Genomic DNA, 19,529 nt, shown 5'->3' on the forward strand with positions numbered 1-19,529 from the left:
TTGGGGGTGGGGTCACCGGGCCGGTGCGGTGCCGGCCGGGGTGTCGTGGGCGGGGCCGCGGGCGGGGTCGTGGTCCGGGTGCTGGTCCGGGGCGTGGTCCGGGTGCTGGTCCGGGTGGTGGACCGGGGCGCGGTCCGGGGCGGGGGCCGGGCCGTGGACCGAGGCCCGGGACAGGGCGGGGACGGCGTGGGCGAGCAGGGCGAGGGCGGCGGGGGCGCAGGCGGCGAGGGGGACGACGGCGGGGCCCTGGGCGGTGACGGCCCAGGCGACGGGCCAGCGGAGGGCCTCGCAGCCGGGGATGCGGGCGGCGAGCAGGGTGGCCGTGGCCAGGGCCTCGGCGGTGGCGGCCGCCACCGCGGCGGTGACGGCGGGCCGGGGCAGGCCGTGGGCGGCGAGCAGCCGGCCGAGGAAGAGCAGGGTGCCGAGGGCGGTGACGGCGGCGCAGGCCGCCAGGGGCGGGGTGCGGTGGGCGGCGGGCAGGGAGGCGGTGAGCGCGGGCCACAGGGCGGCCGGGAGGGTGGCGAGGACGAGGGCGGTGACGGTGAGCAGGGCGGGCCGGACGCGGGCGGCGAACTCGGCGAGGCTCCGGCTGGTGGCGAGCGCGTGCCGGGCGCGGGCGGCGAACCAGTGGGCGCCCCAGGCGGCGGGGGCCACGGCGCAGGCCAGGGCGAGGGCGGTGGGCAGGGAGGCGGTGAGGGCGGTGGCGAGCAGGGCGGGGACGGGCCGGCCGTGGCGGCCGTGGAGGAGGGCGGTGAGGAGCTGGTCGCCGAGGAGGGCGTGGGCGGCGAGCCAGGCCCAGGCGAGGGCGCCGGCGGTGCCCCACGGGGTGCGCAGGGCGTCGCAGGCCCCGGGGCGGGGACCGGTGCCGGTCCCGTCGCCGGGTACGGCGGTGGCGGGCGCGGTGTCGTCGTCGCGGGGGCGTTCCACGCGGGCGTGGATCTCCTCGGCGAGGGTGAAGACGTCGCGGTGCCGGTACGCGGCGGCGGTGCGGTCGGTGATGCCGCGGGCCTCCAGTCCGGCGGCGATGCCCAGGGGGTCGACGGCGTGGGCGCACAGGGCGTGGTGCTGCCGGATGAGGGCCTTGACGGGGTCGGCGGGCGGGGCGGGGCGGGCGTCGGCGCCGGGATCGGTGCCGGCACCGTCGGCACCGTCGGCGGTGTCCGTGCCGGCCGGTCCGGTGGTGACCGGTTCCGTGGTGAGGGGTTCCGTGGTGACCGTGAGGGCGTCCTCGGCCGCTTCCCCGGCTATGCCCGTACGCACGGAGGTGGGCAGCGGTGTCATGGGCGCCCCGCCCAGGTGGGAGAGGTGGCGCGGCGGGAGCCGGTGAGGGGCGGCTGGGCGCCGGCGGCGTGGGAGAAGGGGACGGACGGGTCGGGCTTGGCGTGCTGCACGGGGGCGCGGGAGAGGACTTCGAGGTAGAGGGCGCCGAAGGCGGAGACGTTCTGTTCCACGGTGAAGAGTTCCAGGGCGCGGGCGCGGGCGGCGGCGCCCAGCCGGGTGCGCCGGCCGGGGTCGCGGAGCAGGGCGAGGACGGCCTCGGCGAGGGCGCGGGGGTCCTGCGGGGGCACGACGAGGCCGGTGCCGCCGATGACTTCGCGGACGACGCCGGTGTCGGGCGAGACGGTGGCGCGGGCGCAGAGCATGGCCTCGACGAGGGTGGAGGGGAAGCCGTCGGCGGCGCCGGAGTGCAGGACGACGTCGGCGGGGGCGTAGTCCTCGGGGCCGCGCGGCCGGTCGTAGGTGACGCCTTCGGGGGGGCCGGACGGGGTGCCGGCGGTATCCGGGGGTGCGCCGACGATTCTCAGCCGTACGCCGGGTTCGGCGACGCGGATGGCGGCGAGGGCTTCCCACAGGTGGGGTTCGACGGGTCCGCCGGCCCATACGACGACGCCGCTGCCGGGGCCGCCGGGCGGCGGGGCGGCGGGGGTGAGGGCCTCGCCGACGGCTTCGTAGAGGGCGGCGTCGGTGCCGGGGTGGACGGTGCGCAGCCGGTCGCGGGGGGCGCCGCAGCGCTCCTGCCAGCGGCGGCCCTGGCCGTCGCCGGAGGTGACGACGGCGGCCTCGCGGTAGACGAGGGCGGTCAGCTGGCGTTCGTAGGCGGACAGCAGAGTGCGGACGGCCACGGAGAGGTGGTCGGGGCCGGCGAGGTAGAAGGCGCGCAGCCGGACCTCGTATTCGGTGACGAGGAGGGGGATACCGAAGAAGCGTTTGGCCAGGAGGCCCGGGAGGGCGGCGGGCCCGGCGGAGGTGGCGTGGCACAGGTCGACGGCCGCGAGGCCGCGGTCGCCGTCGGCGGTGCCGTACCAGTCGAGGGAGAGGGGGCGCAGGGCGCGTTCGAGGAGGCCGGCGACGACGAGGAGGTCGGCGACGCGGGTGCCGTAGGCGGCGGGGTGGGCGCCGGGGGCGCGGCAGGCGTTCTCCAGGGCGCGCAGGGCGAGTTCGGAGCGGAGGGCGGCGGGGAGGCCGCCTTCGTCGCGGGCCAGGTCGGCGAGGCCGAGGAGGCCCTCGGTGAAACGGTACGCCTGGTCGCCCGGCAGGGTGATGGCCGCGGCCAGGTCGCCGAAGTGGGCGGTGAAGCGGCGGCGTTGCTCGCGGCCGTAGGGCCCGGCGGCGGTGCCGGTGCCGCCGGCGGCGGGGCCGCCCCACAGGGGTGCGGCGCGGACGCGGCGGACGTTGCCGGGCAGGGCGTACCAGCCGCTGTCCTCCTGGTGGGCGTTGCGGCTGAGGGCGTAGACCTCGAAGTCGTGCTGGCCGAGCCCGCGGACCAGCCGGTCGCACCACTCCCCTCCCTCGCCGGCCGCATACGGATACCCGCCCTCGGACAGCAGTCCCACACGCACGAACGCACCCCCGGTTCTCCCTGGTCGGAAGCCGCCGTTACGGCAGCGGGGAGCACGCTATGCGCGCTTCCCGGTGGCGCGGCGGACGGTTGTCCGTCGCGCCACCGGAAGGGGTGAACAGGAGTGACTTTCCTGCCGACAGCGCGTTGTTTCCCGCTATGCCACCGCATTCCGGCGCACAGCGGCACCGGCGGGGCCCGCGAGGCCGGGGTCCGCCGGGCCCGCGGGCGCCGGGGGCAGGGCGGGGACGGCGGCGAGCAGGCCGCGGGTGTACGGGTCGCGGGGGTGGTCGTAGACCTCGTCGGCGGGGCCCTCCTCGACGACGCGGCCGTGGCGCATGACGACGAGCCGGTCGCTGACCTGGCGGACGACGGCCAGGTCGTGGGCGATGAAGACCAGGGCGAGGCCGAGGTCGCGCTGCAACTCCGCCAGTAGGGCCACGACCTGGGCCTGGGTGGTGACGTCGAGGGCGGAGACCGGTTCGTCGCAGACGACGATCCGGGGCTCGGGGGCGAGGGCGCGGGCGATGCCCACGCGCTGCCGCTGGCCGCCGCTGAACTCGTGCGGGTAGCGGTGGTACGCGTCCGGGTCCAGGCCCACGCGCTCCAGCAGCTCCTTCGCCCGTCCGATGATCCGGTTTTCGGTGAGCCGGCCGGCGGCGCGCAGCGGGTCGGCGACGGACTCGCCGATGCTGCGGCGGGGGTTGAGGGAGGAGGCGGGGTCCTGGAAGACCATCTGGAGGTCGCCGCGGACGGCGCGCAGGTCGCGGCCGCGGAGCCGGCCGATGTCCTGCCCGCGGTAGCGGAGCTCGCCGGCGCCGGGGTCGAGGAGCCGGACGAGCATGCGGCCGAGGGTGGTCTTGCCGCTGCCGGACTCGCCGACGATGCCGACGGTCTCGCCGGCGCGGACGGTCAGCGAGACGTCGTCGACGGCGGTGACGGCGTGCCGGCCGCGGCCGAAGGTGCGGTGCAGCCCGGTGGCCTCCAGCAGCACCTCGGGGGCGGTGGCGGCGGGGGCCGGGGGCGTGCGGCGCTCTTCGACGCGCGGTACGGCGGCGAGCAGCTCGCGGGTGTAGGGCGCGCGCGGCGCGTGCAGCAGGGGCCGCAGGGGGCCGCGCTCCACGGCCCGGCCGTCCTTCATCACCAGCAGCTCGTCGACGCTGCCGGCGGCGACGCCCAGGTCGTGGGTGACGAGGACGAGTCCCATGCCGGTCTCCTCGCGCAGTTCGCGCAGGAGGGCGAGGATGCGGTCCTGGACGGTGACGTCGAGGGCGGTGGTGGGCTCGTCGGCCACCAGCAGCTGCGGCTCGCAGGCCACGGCCATGGCGATGAGGGCGCGTTGCCGCATGCCGCCGCTGAACTCGTGCGGGCGGGAGCGGGCGCGGCGGGCGGCGTCGGGGATGCCGACGCGGTCGAGCGCCGCCACGGCGCGGGCGCGGGCGGCGCGGCGGGTGGTACCGGGCCGGTGCAGGCGGTGGACCTCGGCGATCTGGTCGCCGATGGCCTGGTAGGGGTCGAGGGAGGAGAGGGGGTCCTGGAAGACCATGGCGGCGGTGCCGCCGCGCAGCTTCCGCAGGGTGGCGTCGTCGGCCGCCTGCACGTCGTGGCCGGCGACGCGGACGGTGCCGGTGACTTGGGCGCCGGTGCCGCGGTGCAGGCCGAGCAGCGCGTAGGCGGCGGTGCTCTTGCCGGAGCCGGACTCGCCGACGATGCCGAGGGCGGCGCCGGGCGCGAGCGTGAAGGAGAGCCCGTCGACGGCGCGTACGGCTCCGTCGCGTACGTCGCCGTCGCGGCCGGGGAAGTCGACGGTCAGGCCCTCGACGGAGACAAGTGGGCCGGTCATGGTGGTCATCGCAGGGCCGCCCTTCGGTCGGTGACGGCGTGCAGGACGTCCGCCAGGATGTTGGCGAGCACGACGGCGGCCCCGGTGACGAGGACGACGCCGACGACGACGGGCAGGTCGACGGTCCGCGTGGCCTGGACGATCAGCTGGCCGATGCCGGGCAGGCCGAAGAGCGTCTCGGTGAGCATCGCGCCGCCGAGCATCGTGCCCAGGTCGACGGCGGTGAGGGCGATCACCGGGGGCAGCGCGGCGCGCAGGGCGTGCCGGAGGACGAGGGAGCGCTCGCTCACGCCGTAGGCGCGGAAGGTGCGGATGTGGTCCTCCGCGAGCGCCTCCAGTACGGAACTGCGGGTGAGCCGCGCGTACTTGGCCGACTCCAGGAGGGCGAGGGCGAGCCAGGGCAGGAGCAGGTTCCACGCCCACTGCTCGGGGTCCTCGGTGAGCGGTACGTAGCTGGGGAAGGGCAGCCACTCCAGCTGGGCGCAGAACACCATGAGGAGCATCAGCCCGGTGATGAAGACGGGGGTGGCGGCGCCGGCGAGGACGAGCCAGGTCACGAGGCGCTCGGTGATGCCGCCGCGGCGCAGCGCGGAGAGCAGGCCGGCGCCGACGCCGAGGAGCAGCCACAGCACCATGGCGCCCAGGGCGAGGGAGACGGTGGCGGGCAGCCGCTGGACGATCAGGTCGGTGACGGGCAGGTCGTTCTGGTACGAGCGGCCGAGGCAGGGCGCGGCGCAGTGCTGGACGCCGGTGCCGGTGGAGTAGTCGTGGCCGGCGACGAGGCTCTGGAGGAAGTGCGCGTACTGGACGTGCACGGGGTCGTTCAGGCCGAGCTGGTCGCGGACCTGGGCGATCTGCTCCGGGTTGCAGCGGGGGCCGCAGGCGAGGCGCGCGGGGTCGCCGGGCGCCAGGTAGAACAGCGCGTAGACGAGGACGGACAGCGCGAGGAGCACCACGAGGGCGCCCAGGACGCGGCGCAGGAGGTAGCCGGTCATGCCGCGCCTCCCTTGCGGCCGGTGCGCCGTCCGATGTGCAGGCGGGAGGCTTCGCGCGGGTCGAGGGCGGTGCGGACGGCGTCGCCGAGGACGGTGCAGGAGAGCACGGTGACGAAGAGCATGAGGGCGGGCAGCAGCACGTAGGCGGGGTCGGCCTGGAACCAGGTGGTGGCGGAGGAGAGCATCTGTCCCCAGGAGGGGGTGGGGGGCCGGACGCCGACGCCGAGGAAGGACAGCGACGCCTCGTAGACGATGTTGACGGGTACGAGGATCGCGGCGTACGTGAGGACGGGTGCGGCGAGGGCGGGCAGCAGTTCGCGGCGGGCCACGCGCAGCGGCGAGGCACCGGTGAGCCGGGCGGCGGCGACGTAATCGAGCTTGTTCAGGGTGGTGGCCTGGGCGCGCACGAGGCGGGCGGTGGCGCCCCAGTTGAGCAGGCCGATGACGAGGACCAGCAGCAGGGGCCGGGGGAAGTCCTGCGGGACGACGGCGGTCAGGCCGATGGCGAAGATCAGCATGGGCAGGGCGACCATCACGTCGGAGACGTGGCTGAGCACGGTGTCGACGAGCCGGTTGCCGAGGGCCGCGGTGAGCCCGACGGTGACGCCGACGAGGACCTGGACGAGGGTGGCGCCGACGGCGACGAGCAGGGAGACGCGGGCGCCGTACAGCAGGCGGGTGAACAGGTCGCGGCCGGTGCCGGGTTCGACGCCGAGCCAGTGGTCGGCGCTGATGCCGCCGAAGTCGCCGAGGGGGACGCCGCCGCGCGCCGAGTCGACGAGGGCGTCGTGGTACGTGGTGGGGTCCTGCCCCTCCAGCGCGGCCAGCAGCGGCGCGGCGAGGGCGAGGACGACGAGCAGCCCGAGCACCCCGGCGCCCACGAGGGCGCCCTTGCGGGCCCGCAGCCGTCGCAGGAACTGCCCGGGGGCGGGGGCGGGGGCCGGGGCGGCGACGGCGTCCGCCCCGGTCTCCTGCTGAGTGGTGACGGCGGTGCTCACTTGACGGCGACCTGGGAGACGTCGAGGACACCGGTCCAGTCGCTGATGACGACGTTCTTGACGTCCTTGCCGAAGAGGCGCTTGTAGACAGGGTGGAACAGCGGCACGGTCAGGGCCTGCTCGCCGATCTTCCGGTCGAGGGCGCCCCAGCGGCGGGCGGCCTCCGCATGATCGGTGATCTTGTTGATGGCGTCGATCTCGTCGTTGACGGCGGGGTCGTCGAGGCGGGCGTAGTTGTAGTTGGACCCCTCCTTGACGATCTGCCGGCCGTCGAAGACGGGGGCGAGGAAAGGGCCGCCGGAGGGCCAGTCGGCGCCCCAGTGGGCGAGGAAGAAGTCGGGCTGCTGGGCGAGGCTGTGCGTCTTCTCGTCGTAGTCCTTGTCCTCCAGGCCGCGGAGCTTCACGGTGATGCCGGCCGGCTTGAGGGCGGCCTGGACGGCGGTGGCGATGTCGGGGCCGGTCTCGAAGTCCTGCGCGGTGCTGTGGGTGAGGGTGATCTCCAGCCCGTCGCCGTACCCGGCCTCCTTCAGCAGCTCCTTGGCCTTGTCCGCGTTGCCGGTGGCGCCGGCCGGGAACGGGTCGGAGGGGGTGTGACCGAACGACTTCTGGTTCGGCAGGAAGGTGGTGGCCGGCTCGGCGAGCGAGGAGCCGCCGGCGGCGTTGATCACGCTGGTGCGGTTGATCGCGTACGCGACGGCCTGCCGCACCCGCGGGTCGTCGAACGGCTTGGACTTCGGGTTGAACGCCAGGTAGTTGGTGTAGCCGAAGTGGCCGGTGCCGACGCGCGCGGAGAGCTGCTTGTCGGTGCTCACCTTGGCGAGTTCGGCGGGGCCGAGGTTGGTGTCGGTGGTGACGGCGGCGGCGTCGGCGCCCTGGCCGCCGGCGAGGCGCTGGTTGATGACGGCCGGGTCGAGGCCCGAGCGGACGTCGATGCGGTCGGGGTAGGCGTGCCGCTCCTTGTCGGTCTCCTCGGACCAGTGCGGGTTGCGCTCCAGCAGCAGGTGCTCGCCGTCGTTGTCGTTCTTCACGACCTTGTACGGGCCGGAGGAGACGGGGTGTTCGGCGTACTTCAGGCCGGTGTCCCGGTCCTTGGGGACGGGCGTGAACTGGGTGGAGGTGGCGAGGAAGGGGAAGTCGCCCTCGGACTTGCGGAGGTGGAAGACGATGGTCTTCTCGTCGGGCGTCTCGATCGCGTCGAGCCCCTTCTTCTCCTTGTAGGGCCCCTGGTACGTGTCGCCGCCGGTCAGCCAGTCGCGCAGGTAGGGCGCGCCGCCGGAGAGCTCGGGCGCGAAGGAGCGCTCGACGCCGTACTTGATGTCGGCGGCGGTGATGGGGGTGCCGTCCTCGTACGTCAGCCCGTCCTTGAGACGGAACGTCCACACCGTGGCGTCGTTGCTGGGCGTGCCGGTGTCGGTGGCGAGGTCGGGGACGACCTTGGTGCCCTCGGCGCCGTTCTCCCGGTTGCGGGTGGTGAGGGTGCGGTAGACGAGGGAGGGGATGTTGCCGCCGCCGGAGGTGTAGAGCCGGGCGGGGTCGAAGGTCTTCTGCGGGGCTCTGTTGAGGACGGTGAGGGTGCCGCCCTTGTGGGGCGTGCCGCCGGCGCCTCCGCCGCCGCTCGCACCGGCGCCGTTCTTCTCGGGGCCGCAGGCGGCGGCGCCTCCGACGAGGGCCGCGGTGACGACGGCCACGGCGATACGGCGGGAGAGGGCGGTGGGTTGACGCATGACGGCATGCCTTTCGCGGGTGGGTGCGCGCCGCGGACGGCGGCGGCACGGGGTGCGGGAGGGCAGCGGGCACCCACGGAAGGCGGCGGGAGGAGCGTGCACGGGAGGGGAACGCGGGCGCCGCCCCCGGCGGGGCGCGCCGCTGCGGATGCGGCGCCGGACGGCGCAGGGGGGAAGGCGGGAAGGGCCCTTGAAGGAAGGAGCCCTAGCGGCGACAGAGGATGTCGGCGACCGCGTGCGGGGCCACGCCGATCAGCGCCAGCTCGTGGCTGGCGTGCGCGGGGGCGTGGCGGGTCGGCATGCCCAGAAGAGTGAACGAATTTTCGCCCCGGGGCAAAGATGTCTCATATCGAGAGACGGAATGTCTCAAACCCGTCTCCCGATGCGTCGTCACCCCGGGGTGCCCGCCGTGCGTCAGTTCTGCTTGGCGTCCGGGAACGGCCAGGGGTTGGGCTTGCAGGTCCGGCCGTCGTCGGGGTTCTTAAGGAACTTCGTCTGCTGCATCATCACCGGCGCGAGCGCGCCGTCCGCGGAGCACATCTCGTGGTCGTGCTTCAGCCGGTGGCCCACCTCGTGGTTGATGAGCATCTGCCGGTACTCGTGCATCCGGTCGCCGTACGTCTCCGAGCCCTGCGCCCACCGGTAGGCGTTGATCATCACCCGGTCGGTGGCGGCGGAGTCGCAGGAGACGTTGTCCTCCGTGGTGTCCAGGCCCGACTTGGCGCACCAGTCGGCCGTGGTCCGCGGGCTGGCGAGGCTGATGACGAAGTCGGCGGAGCCGGACGAGACGCGCTCGAAGGTGCGCTTGCCGCCGTGGCCCCAGCTCCGCTCGTCGTTGAGGGTGCGGTGCACGGCCGTGGCGAACAGCGCGCCGTCCAGCGGCAGCCCCTTCTCCACGTCAACGCGGTACCGGAGGATTTCGCCCTTTCCGGGGGCTTGGTCCTGACCCCCGACGGTCTCGAATTCACCCGAACCACCGACTTTGGGGTCCAGCGGGTACTTCCGTGCCATCCGGTCCTCGTACGTCGCCGCGGCCGCGATGCCGCCCTGCGGCGTGGGCCGGCTGTCCGAGCGGGAGGCGGTGTCCGGGACGCCGGGGCGCTTGCCCGAGTCCGCGGTGCGGGCCTGCGCGGTGCCGTCGCCCCCGTCGTCGACCTGCGCCGCGACGGCGACCGCCAGCAGGGCCGTCACCACGGCGGCGGCCACGCCCGTGGCCGTACGGGCCACCCGCCGGCCGCCCCGCGCCGTACCGGCCGGGCCGCCGTCCGCACCGGCTGCCCGGCGGGCGGGCTCGCGTCTGCGGGCCGGCCGCGGCTCCGCGCCGGGCCCGGCACCGGCCGGGGGCCGCGCGCCCGCGCCGTCGCCGGCAGCGGGCTGCGCCGGCACGGCGCCGCCCGGCGAGTAGCCGGTGACCGTGCGGGTACGGCCGGCGGGGCCGGTCGTCGTGGCGGGGCCCGCCGTACGGTCGCGCTGGGCGCCGATGACGCCCCAGCCGGCCACGGGGTCGCGCTGTTCCGGGTGGCCGCCGCGGGCCGGTTCCTGTCCGGCGGGGTCGTGGCCGGGGCCCTCCCCGGGCCCGGCGTGAGTGTCGGCGCCGCCCTCCCGGGCGGCGTCGAAGGCGGCGTCGAACCCGGCGGCGAGGGCCGCGGCCTCCTCCCCGGAGGCGGTACCGCGCCGGCGGCCCGTGCCGGGGCCCGGCACCGGCGTGCCGGCGGGTTCGTGGGCGGTGGTCTCCTGGACGGCCGGGACGGCGGGCCCCTGGCCGTCCGGGGTGCGGCGGCGGAGGCGGCCGGCGGGGCCGCCGGGTGCGGCCGCGGCGGCGGGCCCGTGACGGGCCCGGTCGGCACGTGCGCTGTGTTTACCCACGGGGCGGGGCGCTCCGTTCAGATGTCGTGGCGGTGTCCGCGAGGAGGTCCCGGAAGGCGCGGGCCACCGCGTCCGGGTCCTCCATCATGGCGACGTGGCCCGCCTCCAGGAGCGTCAGCAGCCGCGCGTCGCGGAAAGCCTTGCTCGCGCGGCGGGCCATGCGGATGGAGACGAGCTGGTCGCGCACTCCGTACACGAGCAGCGTAGGGGCAAGGACCCGCTCCGCCTGACGCCACAGCGAATGCTGGCCGCCCAGCGTGTAGGCGTCGACGACGCCGCGCGCCGAACGGGCCATGGCGTCCCAGAAGTAGGGGAGCTCCAGCCGGCGCTCGTACTCGGCGACCGCCGCCGCGAACCCCTCCGGGGTCACCCGCGACGGGTCGCCGTAGCACAGCGCCAGCACCTCGCGGGTGCGCCGCTCCGGCGTCCAGTCGCGCGTCATCCGGGCGAACAGCGAGGCGACGCCGGGCAGCGCGAGCAGGGCCGTGGGGACGGCGGTGCGCTGCGGGCGCAGTTCGGGCAGGGCGGGCGAGACCAGGGTGAGGGTGCGCACCAGGTCGGGCCGGACGGCCGCGACGCGCGTGGCGACGGCGCCGCCCAGCGAGTTGCCCACCAGGTGCACGGGGCCGCGGCCGGAGGCGTCGAGGTGACGGATGACGACCCGGGCCTGGCCGGTGACGGAGTAGTCGCCGTCCTCCGGCGGCGGCGCGTCGCCGAAGCCGGGCAGGTCCAGCGCCTCGCCGTCGACGGTGCCGGCGAGCCGTTCCATCAGCGCCGACCAGTTCTGCGAGGAGCCGCCGAGCCCGTGCACGTACAGGGCGGGCGGCAGGCCGGCGCGGGCGGGCGGCCGCGAGCGCACGGTGAGCGTCACACCGGGCAGCGCCCGCGTGCGCAGCTCCTCACCGGGGCTGACGCGGGACGACCGCGCGGGCGGCACCACGGGGACGGCGGGGACGTCCCGGGGCGCGCCGGGCACCGGACCGGACGGCCAACCGGGTTCTGATCCGGACGAGGCGGTCGACGACATGCGGGCAATGTTACGAGACGATCACGCCCGGCCCGTTGTGGTGGCGCTCACAGATCGCCTGGCGGTGCGGGGCGCCGTCTCCTAGGCTTCGTACCAAGGAGTACGAGGAGCAAGAGTTCAGTACGAGCGCGATCGCCAAGGATGCCGCAGAAGGAGCCGCATGCCTGTCGACCCGACCGATCCGGACACGTTCGAGGACATCGACGACGCGGAGAACGGCGTGGATCTCGACGTGGAGGCCCCCGAGGCCGACGCCGCCGAGCAGCACGCCGAGCTGGCGCCGAAGTCCGACGACCCGCTGGCCCTGCTGCGGGACCTCGACCCCGCCGCGGGCAGCGAGACCGACCTTGCCGAGCAGGCGAGGATCGTGGAGCTGGAGGACGACGACTACCGCTGAGCCGGCCAGGAGCCACGGCGGTGCTCCGGACCGGGGGCGTCAATGGGGGATCGATGAGGGTATTTGTCGGTTTCCCACAGCGTCCGGTCCGTGAAATTCTCCGCTCCGGGCGAGCGCGGCCCGGTTACCCGACCGTACGATGGCGGGCGCGGTGCGGACCACGCACGGAACGACATGGAGGTGCGGCGTGACAGCCATCGAGCAGACCGAGGCGCGCCCGCGGGGCACGCGCCTGCCGCGCCGGGCCCGACGCAACCAGCTCCTGGGCGCGGCCCAGGAGGTCTTCGTGGCGCAGGGGTACCACGCCGCCGCGATGGACGACATCGCCGAGCGCGCCGGGGTCAGCAAGCCGGTGCTCTACCAGCACTTCCCGGGCAAGCTCGACCTCTACCTGGCCCTGCTGGACCAGCACTGCGAGAACCTCCTCCAGGCGGTGCGCACGGCGCTGGCCTCCACCACCGAGAACAAGCAGCGCGTCGCCGCCACGATGGACGCCTACTTCGCGTACGTGGAGGACGAGGGCGGCGCCTTCCGCCTGGTCTTCGAGTCCGACCTGACCAACGAGCCGGCCGTGCGCGAGCGCGTCGAGCGGGTCTCGCTGGAGTGCGCCGAGGCGATCAGCGAGGTCGTGGCCGAGGACACCGGCCTGCCCAAGGACGAGGCCATGCTGCTGGCCGTGGGCCTGGGCGGCGTGTCGCAGGTGGTCGCCCGCTACTGGCTGGCCAGCGAGAGCCCCGTGCCGCGCGAGACGGCCGTGCAGCTGATCACCTCGCTGGCGTGGCGGGGCATCGCCGGCTTCCCGAAGATCGGCACCGAACAGCAGCACTGAGCGCCGGCGGTTACGGCCGCGGGTCGCCGATGTTCGCTGCGAGCGTGCGGGGGCGGGCCCTCCGCCCGGCCGGGCCGGGCTAATGTGTGGGGCGTACGGGACCGCCAAACCTTCGGAGGGACAGACCGTGGAGGTCAAGATCGGCGTGCAGCACGCGCCCCGCGAGATCGTTCTCGAGAGCGGGCTGGCTGCCGAGGAAATCGAGCGCACGGTGTCCGAGGTGCTGGCCGGCAAGACGCCGCTGCTGAGCCTCACGGACGAGCGCGGCCGCAAGGTGCTGGTCCCGGCCGACCGGCTCGCCTACGTGGAGATCGGCGAGCCGACCGTCCGCAAGGTCGGCTTCGGCGCGATGTGACCATTCGTCGCGGGGCGCGCACGCGCATCCCGCGACGGGCAACGGCGGGGCTCCGGTGCGGAATTCACCGGGCCCCGCCGTTGTCGTACCCGGGTGTGGACCCGTCGGGAGGACGGGCCGCAGCCGAGGGTTGTCCGGCCCGGCCCCGGGGTAGGACCGCTACGACCGATTTGCACCCGCTTCTCGGCCACCTCACGGGAGGGAATGACCATGATCCTCTGGGAAGCGCTCGGCTCGGTCCTGATCGGCCTGGCCGTCTCGTACGCAGCCCTGCGCTGGCTTCCCACGCGCTACGGACAGTTCCGTTCCCGGCCGCTGGCCCTGGCCACGGGCCCCGGCGCCGCCCTCTTCGGCGCGCTGCTCGCCCACTCCGTACTGGGCCCCGGCCACACCCTCGCCACCCTCGGGGTGTCGCTGGGCGTGGCGGTCGCGCTGCTCTCCCTGCTGCTGCGCCCGTCAGGGCGGGCCCGCCGATCAGCCACGGCTTGAATTCCGCGAGCCCGCGTCGTGCGACGCGCCTGCCCCGTGTTACGCGGCCAGGCCCAGCGCGGCCATGCGCTTGGTGTGCGCCTCGGTGATCCGGGAGAACATCCTGCCGACCTCGGCCAGGTCGAAGCCGTCGGCCACGCCGCCCACGAGCATCGTCGACAGCGCGTCACGGTCGGCCACGACACGCTGCGCCTGCGAGAGCGCCTCGCCCATCAGCCGCCGCGCCCACAGCGCGAGCCGCCCGCCGACGCGCGGGTCGGCCTCGATGGCGGCCCGCACCTTCTCGACCGCGAACGTGGCATGCCCGGTGTCGTCCAGCACGGCGAGCACCAAGGCGCGGGTGTCCGAGTCCAGCCGGACGGCCACCTCGCGGTAGAAGTCACTGGCGATCGAATCGCCCACATACGCCTTGACCAGGCCCTCCAGCCAGTCCGAGGGCGCCGTCTGGCGGTGGAACTCGTCCAGCGCCGCCGCGAAGGGCTCCATGGCCGCGGTCGGCTGCGCATCGATGGCCTCCAGCCGGTCGCGCAGCCGCTGGAAGTGCTGGAACTCGGCCGCGGCCATCTTGGCCAGGGCGGCCTTGTCGTCCAGCGTCGGCGCCAGCTTGGCGTCCTCGGCGAGCCGCTCGAAGGCGGCCAGCTCGCCGTAGGCGAGGGCGCCGAGCAGATCGGTCACGGCGGCACGGTACTGCGGGTCGGCGGATGCCTGCGCCCAGTCCTGGGCGGCGATCCCGGTCGGCTCCCCGGCGGTCCCGGTGGCGTTCTCTGGCGTGTCGGACGTCTCCATGCAGCGAACGATAGCCCGCCACGCGACACGATGAACCCCCTGGTCAGACACATCATCGTGAACCGGACACCGGATTGTCCGGACACACCGGCACCGTTCCGGGGTACAGTGCTAATAGGCCAGCCGAGTATTCGGCGGGCCAAACTCATGCTGTGTCTTCTGGAGGCGAGTCTCCAGGGCTCCAGCGGATGCCCGGTCGGTGGCCCGATCGGCTTCCACCCGACCGACCGCCCTCCACGCGGCGCGTACCGGACGTACGCACACGCACACCTGGAGGGATCCGCCCGCGGCACGTGTGCTCGAGCGAAGGCAGTGGTCCCGCGCCGCCCGGCCCCCCGGCCGGACGCAACCCGGCGCGGTCCGTACGCCAACGTCGTACGACCCCCTTCGCGCGCCTCGCGCCGCGTCTCACAGAAGAGGCAAAAACCCTGAAGACGCTCACGCAGACTCCCACCTTCCGCGAACTCGGCATCCTCCCCGAGACCGCCGAGGCCCTGGAGGCCGTCGGCATCACGAGCCCGTTCCCCATCCAGGAGATGACGCTCCCGGTCGCCCTGTCCGGCTCCGACGTCATCGGCCAGGCCAAGACCGGCACGGGCAAGACCCTGGGCTTCGGCCTGCCGCTGCTGGAGCGCGTCGTCGTCCCCGCGGACGTCGAGGCGGGGCGCGCGACGCCCGCGCAGCTCACCGACGCGCCGCAGGCGCTCATCGTCGTCCCCACCCGCGAGCTGTGCCAGCAGGTCACCAACGACCTGCTCACCGCGGGCAAGGTCCGTAACGTCCGGGTCCAGGCGATCTACGGCGGCCGGGCCTACGAGCCGCAGGTCGAGGCGCTGAAGAAGGGCGTCGACGTGATCGTCGGCACGCCCGGCCGGCTGCTGGACCTGGCGGGCCAGAAGAAGCTCGACCTGTCGCACGTCAAGGCGCTCGTCCTCGACGAGGCCGACGAAATGCTGGACCTGGGCTTCCTGCCCGACGTCGAGCGCATCATGCAGATGCTGCCGGCCAAGCGCCAGACGATGCTGTTCTCGGCGACCATGCCGGGCGCGGTGATCTCGCTGGCCCGCCGCTACATGTCGCAGCCCACGCACATCCGCGCCACCTCGCCGGACGACGAGGGCGCCACGCACGCGCACATCGCGCAGCACGTCTTCCGCGCCCACTCCATGGACAAGCCGGAGATGGTGGCCCGCATCCTGCAGGCCCGCGGCCGCGACCTCGCCATGATCTTCTGCCGCACCAAGCGCACGGCGGCGGACATCGCCGACCAGCTCACGCGGCGCGGCTTCGCCGCGGGCGCCGTCCACGGCGACCTGGGCCAGGGCGCCCGCGAGCAGGCGCTGCGCGCCTTCCGCAACGGCAAGGTCGACGTCCTCGTCTGCACGGACGTCGCGGCGCGCGGCATCGACGTGGACAACGTCACGCACGTCATCAACTACCAGGCGCCCGAGGACGAGAAGACCTACCTGCACCGCATCGGCCGCACGGGCCGCGCGGGCAAGTCCGGCACGGCCGTCACGCTCGTCGACTGGGACGACATTCCGCGCTGGAAGCTCATCAACAAGGCGCTGGACCTGTCGTTCGACGAGCCGGAGGAGACGTACTCCACGTCCCCGCACCTCTACGAGCTGCTCGGCATCCCCGAGGGCACGAAGGGCGTCCTGCCGCGCCAGGAGCGCACGCGGGCCGGCCTGGAGGCCGAGGAGATCGAGGACCTGGGCGAGACGGGCGGCCGCGGCGCCGGCCGGAACAGCCGCGACGCCGGCCGGGGCCGTGACCGCGCCCGCGACGGCGGTCGGGGCCGTGACGGTGACCGTGGCCGCGACGGCGCGGAGGAGCAGCGCCCGCCGCGTACGCGGCGCTCGCGGCGCCGTACGCGCGCCGGCGAGCCGCTGGCGGCACAGCCGGCGGTGGAGACGCCGCAGGACGACACCACGCGCCCGCGCCGACGCCGCCGTACGCGTGGCGGGGCGACGGGCATCCCCGTGGCCGGCGCGCCGGCGCCGGTGGCCGCGGAGACGGCCGTGGAGGCCGTGGAAGCCGTGACGGCGGTGGAGACGGTCGAGGCGATCGAGGCCGTCGAGACGAAGCCGAAGCGCACGCGCACCCGGAGCCGTAAGCCGGCCGCGGCGGAGACGGCTGTGGAGGCCGTGGCGCCCGTGGCCGCGGTGGAGGTGACCGAGGCCGTCGAGGCGGTCGAGGCGAAGCCGAAGCGCACGCGGACCCGTAAGCCGGCCACGGCGGAGACGGCCGTGGAGACCGTGGAGGCGACCGAGGTCGTCGAGGCGAAGCCGAAGCGGACCCGCACGGTGAAGAAGGCCGCCGCGGAGGTCGCCGTCGACACGGCGGAGGCCGTGGAGACCAAGCCGAAGCGCACCCGCAAGGCCGCTGCCGCCGCGCCCGCCGTCGAGGCGACGGAGACCCCGGAGACGGCCGAGGCCAAGCCGAAGCGGACGCGCAAGACGGCCGCCGCCAAGCCCGCCGCCGAGGCCGCAGTGGAGACGGCCGAGGCCGTCGAGGCGAAGCCGAAGCGCACCCGCGAGACGGCCGCCGCCAAGGCCGCGGAGGCCGCGGTCGACACCGCCGAAGCCGCCGAAGCGAAGCCGAAGCGGACGCGCAAGGCCGCCGTACCCGCCGTCGAGGCGGCGGAGACGGCCGAGGCCAAGCCGAAGCGCACCCGCAAGACCGCTGCCGCCAAGGTCGCGGAGGCCACGGAGGCCGCGGTGGACACCGCCGAAGCCGCCGAGGCCAAGCCGAAGCGCACCCGGAAGGCCGCTGCCGCCAAGCCGGCGACCGCCGAGGGTGAGGCCGAGGCGAAGCCGAAGCGCACGCGCACGGTCAAGAAGGCCACCGCGGAGCCCGCCGACGCACCGGCCGAAGCGCCCAAGCGCACCCGCAAGACGGCCGCGGCCAAGGCCGCGACCGCCGAGGGCGGGGCCGAGGCCAAGCCGAAGCGCACGCGCAAGGCCGCCGCCGCCAAGCCGGAGGCGTAACCGCACCGCCCGAGGGGCCGGTCACCACATGGTGGTGACCGGCCCCTCGGCATACCCGCACCGCCCCGGCCCACGAGGCGACCGGTCACAGCCCCACCGCCCAGCGACAGCCGGGCGAGCGTCGCAGCGCCCGTACGGCCCGCCGCACGACCGCGGGCCCCGTATCGCGCCGCCGCACCGCGCCGCCCCCGGGCCACAGCCCCACCGCCCCCCACCCTCCCCCCCGCCCACTAGCCTCGACGCATGAGCAGGCCGCCGTTTCTGTCCCTGCCCGCTTGTGCGCGGGCGTACCGTCTCAGCACCGTTCGCGGGGAGTTCGCCGTGCACGAGGCGTTGCCGCCCGGGGGTGAGGGGCGGGGGGTGGCGTTGCTCGTGCCCGGGTTCACCGGGAGCAAGGAGGACTTCCTCGCGCTGTTGGAGCCGCTCGCGCGGGCCGGGTACCGGGTGGTGGCCGTCGACGGGCGGGGGCAGTACGAGACGCCCGGGCCGGACGACGACGAAGCCGCTTACGCGCAGAAGGAGTTGGCGGCCGACGTGCTCGCGCTCGTCGCCGCCCTCGGCGGCGAACGCGTTCACCTTCTCGGGCATTCCTTCGGCGGTCTCGTCTGCCGGGCCGCCGTTCTCGCCGACCCCGCGCCCTTCGCCTCGCTCACCCTGATGAGCAGCGGTGCCGGCGCCATCGCGCCGGCCCAGCAGGCCCGTACGCGACGGCTCGTCGAGGGGCTCACGGCGTTCGGCATGGAGGCCGTCTGGCAGGCCATGCAGCAGGAGGAGGACGCGGAAGGCGGCGCGGCCGACGCGGGGACGCCGCCCGAGCTGGCCGAGTTCCTGCACCGGCGGTGGCTGTCCACCCGCCGCGCCCAGCTGCTCGCCGCGGCCCGTCAGCTGGTCGAGGAGCCCGACCGCACCGCGGAGCTCGCGGCGCTGGAGCTGCCGCTGCACGTCGTGTCGGGGGCGGAGGACTACGCGTGGCCGGTGCCCGGCCTCAACGCCTTCGCCGCCGCGCTGTCCGCGGCCCGTACGGTCGTGGCGGGCGCCGGCCACTCCCCCAACGCCGAGCGGCCGCAGGAGACGGCCGAGGCCCTGGCCGCCTTCTGGGACGCGGCGGACGGCGTCAGCAGGACGTGCCCAGCGTGACCGTGAAGAGCCCGCCCTCGCGGTCCCGGAGCGTCGCCTCCTGGCCGACCTTCGACGTCGACGGCTCGGAGACGAGCGTGCCACCCGCGGCGAGCGCGGCCTCGACGGCCTTCTCCACGTCGTCGACGCGGAAGTACACGTGCCAGCGCGGCCGGATCTGCGGGTCGGGGGCCTCCTCGATCGCCCCGCCGCGCAGGCAGGCGACGGTGTGGCCGCCCGAGCGGACGGTCACGACCTCGTCCTCGTAGATGACCTCGCAGCGGTCGGGGCGGTCGATCCAGTCGAAGATCTCGCCGTAGAAGATGGCGGCGGCGAACGCGTCGCGCGTGCGCAGCTCCAGCCAGGCCGGGGCGGCGCCGCTGCCGATGCGCCAGCCGGGCAGGACGGCGCCCTCCCAGAAGCCGAAGCCGGCACCGGCCGGGTCCGCGGCGAGCACGGCCCGGCCGCGCCCGACGGCCAGCGGGCCGACGGCGACCGTGCCGCCGCGCTCGCGTACCCGTGCGGCCACGAGGTCGGCGTCGTCGACGGCGAAGTACGAGGTCCAGGAGACGCCCACGCCCATGCTGCGGGCCACGTTGCCGAGGCCGGCGACGGGCTTGCCCCCGGACAGCGCGACGGAGAACCCCTCGCCCAGCGAGCCGGAGCGGAACGTCCAGCCGAAGACGTCGCCGTAGAACTCCTGCGCCGAGGCGAGGTCGCCGGTCAGCAGCGTGACCCAGCAGGGCGTGCCGCGCACGGCGTGATCGGTTGCTGCTGCTGCGGGCATGACCGGTCGCCTCGTTTCGCTCGGGGTGCTCCGGGGTCTCTCCAGCAAGGGTTCCACTCGCTTCCCCGGCGCGCATGGCGGCACGCGGTACGGCGCCGCGGTACAGCGCGCGGTCAGGGATCACAGTGACTGGTTAGGTTGTTTAAAAATTTCTTTAGCGTAGGGAATGTTTGCGGCAACCAACCCGTTGGATACGTGTGACACACGTTGTTCTCCTCGGGAGGATCCGACGAAGGGAGAAGCCTTGCGCTTCGAGATCATGCGCCTGGACGACATCGACGGCACCGCGATCGACAGCACGGTCGTGGACGCCGCCTCGGTCAGCGGAATCGTGCAGCAGGCCGCCGCGACCGGCCAGCGCATCTACATCCGCCCCGCCGCCCACTGCACCTCCCTGGCCCCGTAACGCCGACGCGCGACGAGCCCCTGGAGGACGGTCACGTACCGTCCGCCAGGGGCTCGTCGCATTTCCGGAACCCGGCCGG

At 74.8% G+C, this 19,529-nt stretch carries 18 protein-coding genes; 7 read left to right on the top strand and 11 right to left on the bottom strand.

Annotated elements, in window-relative coordinates; all coding sequences use genetic code 11:
* Positions 1–12: 12 nt before the first annotated feature.
* The 9 genes from IE305_RS33595 to IE305_RS28500 form a co-directional block, all read right to left on the bottom strand.
* A complete protein-coding gene (locus tag IE305_RS33595; RefSeq protein ID WP_190132667.1) occupies positions 13–1,281 on the bottom strand; it encodes a hypothetical protein in 1,269 nt (422 codons plus the stop codon).
* Positions 1,278–2,840, bottom strand: coding sequence for a DUF3492 domain-containing protein (locus IE305_RS28470; RefSeq protein ID WP_190132668.1), 1,563 nt, complete (start codon positions 2,838–2,840; stop codon positions 1,278–1,280). The genes IE305_RS33595 and IE305_RS28470 overlap by 4 nt, the downstream gene beginning before the upstream one ends.
* 156 nt (positions 2,841–2,996) lie before the next feature.
* Entirely contained in the window at positions 2,997–4,682 is a 1,686-nt protein-coding gene (locus tag IE305_RS28475) for a dipeptide ABC transporter ATP-binding protein (protein ID WP_190132669.1), read from the bottom strand.
* 5 nt (positions 4,683–4,687) lie between these two features.
* Positions 4,688–5,677, bottom strand: a complete 990-nt coding sequence (locus tag IE305_RS28480) for an ABC transporter permease (RefSeq protein WP_190132670.1) — start codon at positions 5,675–5,677, stop codon at positions 4,688–4,690.
* Positions 5,674–6,675: an ABC transporter permease gene (locus IE305_RS28485; protein ID WP_190132671.1), complete on the bottom strand. Its 1,002-nt coding sequence runs from the start codon at positions 6,673–6,675 to the stop codon at positions 5,674–5,676. The genes IE305_RS28480 and IE305_RS28485 overlap by 4 nt, the downstream gene beginning before the upstream one ends.
* The gene (locus tag IE305_RS28490; RefSeq protein ID WP_190132672.1) at positions 6,672–8,399 is read right to left on the bottom strand and encodes an ABC transporter substrate-binding protein; all 1,728 of its coding nucleotides are present in this window, start codon (positions 8,397–8,399) and stop codon (positions 6,672–6,674) included. Before IE305_RS28490 ends, IE305_RS28485 begins: the two co-directional genes overlap by 4 nt.
* 205 nt (positions 8,400–8,604) lie before the next feature.
* Positions 8,605–8,700 carry an Ms4533A family Cys-rich leader peptide gene (locus IE305_RS33850; RefSeq protein ID WP_373311771.1) on the bottom strand — a complete coding sequence of 32 codons (96 nt, stop codon included), beginning with the start codon at positions 8,698–8,700 and terminating at the stop codon, positions 8,605–8,607.
* Between the two features lie 113 nt (positions 8,701–8,813).
* Positions 8,814–10,265: a DUF3152 domain-containing protein gene (locus tag IE305_RS28495; protein ID WP_190132673.1), complete on the bottom strand. Its 1,452-nt coding sequence runs from the start codon at positions 10,263–10,265 to the stop codon at positions 8,814–8,816.
* A complete protein-coding gene (locus IE305_RS28500; protein ID WP_190132674.1) occupies positions 10,258–11,292 on the bottom strand; it encodes an alpha/beta hydrolase in 1,035 nt (344 codons plus the stop codon). The genes IE305_RS28495 and IE305_RS28500 overlap by 8 nt, the downstream gene beginning before the upstream one ends.
* 160 nt (positions 11,293–11,452) lie before the next feature.
* On the opposite strand from IE305_RS28500, the gene IE305_RS28505 reads away from it, so the two are divergent.
* The 4 genes from IE305_RS28505 (at position 11,453) to IE305_RS28520 (ending at position 13,362) form a co-directional block, all read left to right on the top strand.
* Positions 11,453–11,689, top strand: coding sequence for an Rv3202a family protein (locus tag IE305_RS28505; RefSeq protein ID WP_190132675.1), 237 nt, complete (start codon positions 11,453–11,455; stop codon positions 11,687–11,689).
* Between the two features lie 187 nt (positions 11,690–11,876).
* Complete coding sequence (locus tag IE305_RS28510; RefSeq protein WP_190132676.1) at positions 11,877–12,518, top strand: TetR/AcrR family transcriptional regulator; 642 nt, start codon at positions 11,877–11,879, stop codon at positions 12,516–12,518.
* Between the two features lie 127 nt (positions 12,519–12,645).
* Complete coding sequence (locus tag IE305_RS28515) at positions 12,646–12,873, top strand: DUF3107 domain-containing protein (protein WP_190132677.1); 228 nt, start codon at positions 12,646–12,648, stop codon at positions 12,871–12,873.
* A gap of 210 nt (positions 12,874–13,083) precedes the next feature.
* The gene (locus IE305_RS28520) at positions 13,084–13,362 is read left to right on the top strand and encodes a hypothetical protein (RefSeq protein WP_190132678.1); all 279 of its coding nucleotides are present in this window, start codon (positions 13,084–13,086) and stop codon (positions 13,360–13,362) included.
* 39 nt (positions 13,363–13,401) lie between these two features.
* Here the strand turns inward: IE305_RS28520 and IE305_RS28525 are convergent, their stop codons facing one another.
* Positions 13,402–14,148, bottom strand: coding sequence for a ferritin-like fold-containing protein (locus IE305_RS28525; protein ID WP_190132679.1), 747 nt, complete (start codon positions 14,146–14,148; stop codon positions 13,402–13,404).
* Between the two features lie 536 nt (positions 14,149–14,684).
* On the opposite strand from IE305_RS28525, the gene IE305_RS28530 reads away from it, so the two are divergent.
* Both IE305_RS28530 and IE305_RS28535 read left to right on the top strand, forming a co-directional pair.
* Positions 14,685–17,141 (top strand): DEAD/DEAH box helicase, encoded by a 2,457-nt coding sequence (locus IE305_RS28530; RefSeq protein WP_190132723.1) that lies wholly within the window; start codon positions 14,685–14,687, stop codon positions 17,139–17,141.
* 243 nt (positions 17,142–17,384) lie between these two features.
* Entirely contained in the window at positions 17,385–18,278 is an 894-nt protein-coding gene (locus IE305_RS28535; RefSeq protein ID WP_190132680.1) for an alpha/beta fold hydrolase, read from the top strand.
* Here IE305_RS28535 and IE305_RS28540 read toward each other — a convergent pair.
* Positions 18,256–19,044 (bottom strand): VOC family protein, encoded by a 789-nt coding sequence (locus tag IE305_RS28540; protein WP_190132681.1) that lies wholly within the window; start codon positions 19,042–19,044, stop codon positions 18,256–18,258. The genes IE305_RS28535 and IE305_RS28540 overlap by 23 nt on opposite strands.
* 244 nt (positions 19,045–19,288) lie before the next feature.
* Here IE305_RS28540 and IE305_RS28545 point away from each other — a divergent pair, with 244 nt between their 5' ends.
* Positions 19,289–19,450 carry a DUF8834 family protein gene (locus IE305_RS28545; protein WP_190132682.1) on the top strand — a complete coding sequence of 54 codons (162 nt, stop codon included), beginning with the start codon at positions 19,289–19,291 and terminating at the stop codon, positions 19,448–19,450.
* Positions 19,451–19,529: the final 79 nt, after the last annotated feature.

Origin of the sequence: Streptomyces mashuensis (assembly GCF_014654785.1) — a bacterium.
GTDB classification, from domain to species: domain Bacteria; phylum Actinomycetota; class Actinomycetes; order Streptomycetales; family Streptomycetaceae; genus Streptomyces; species Streptomyces mashuensis.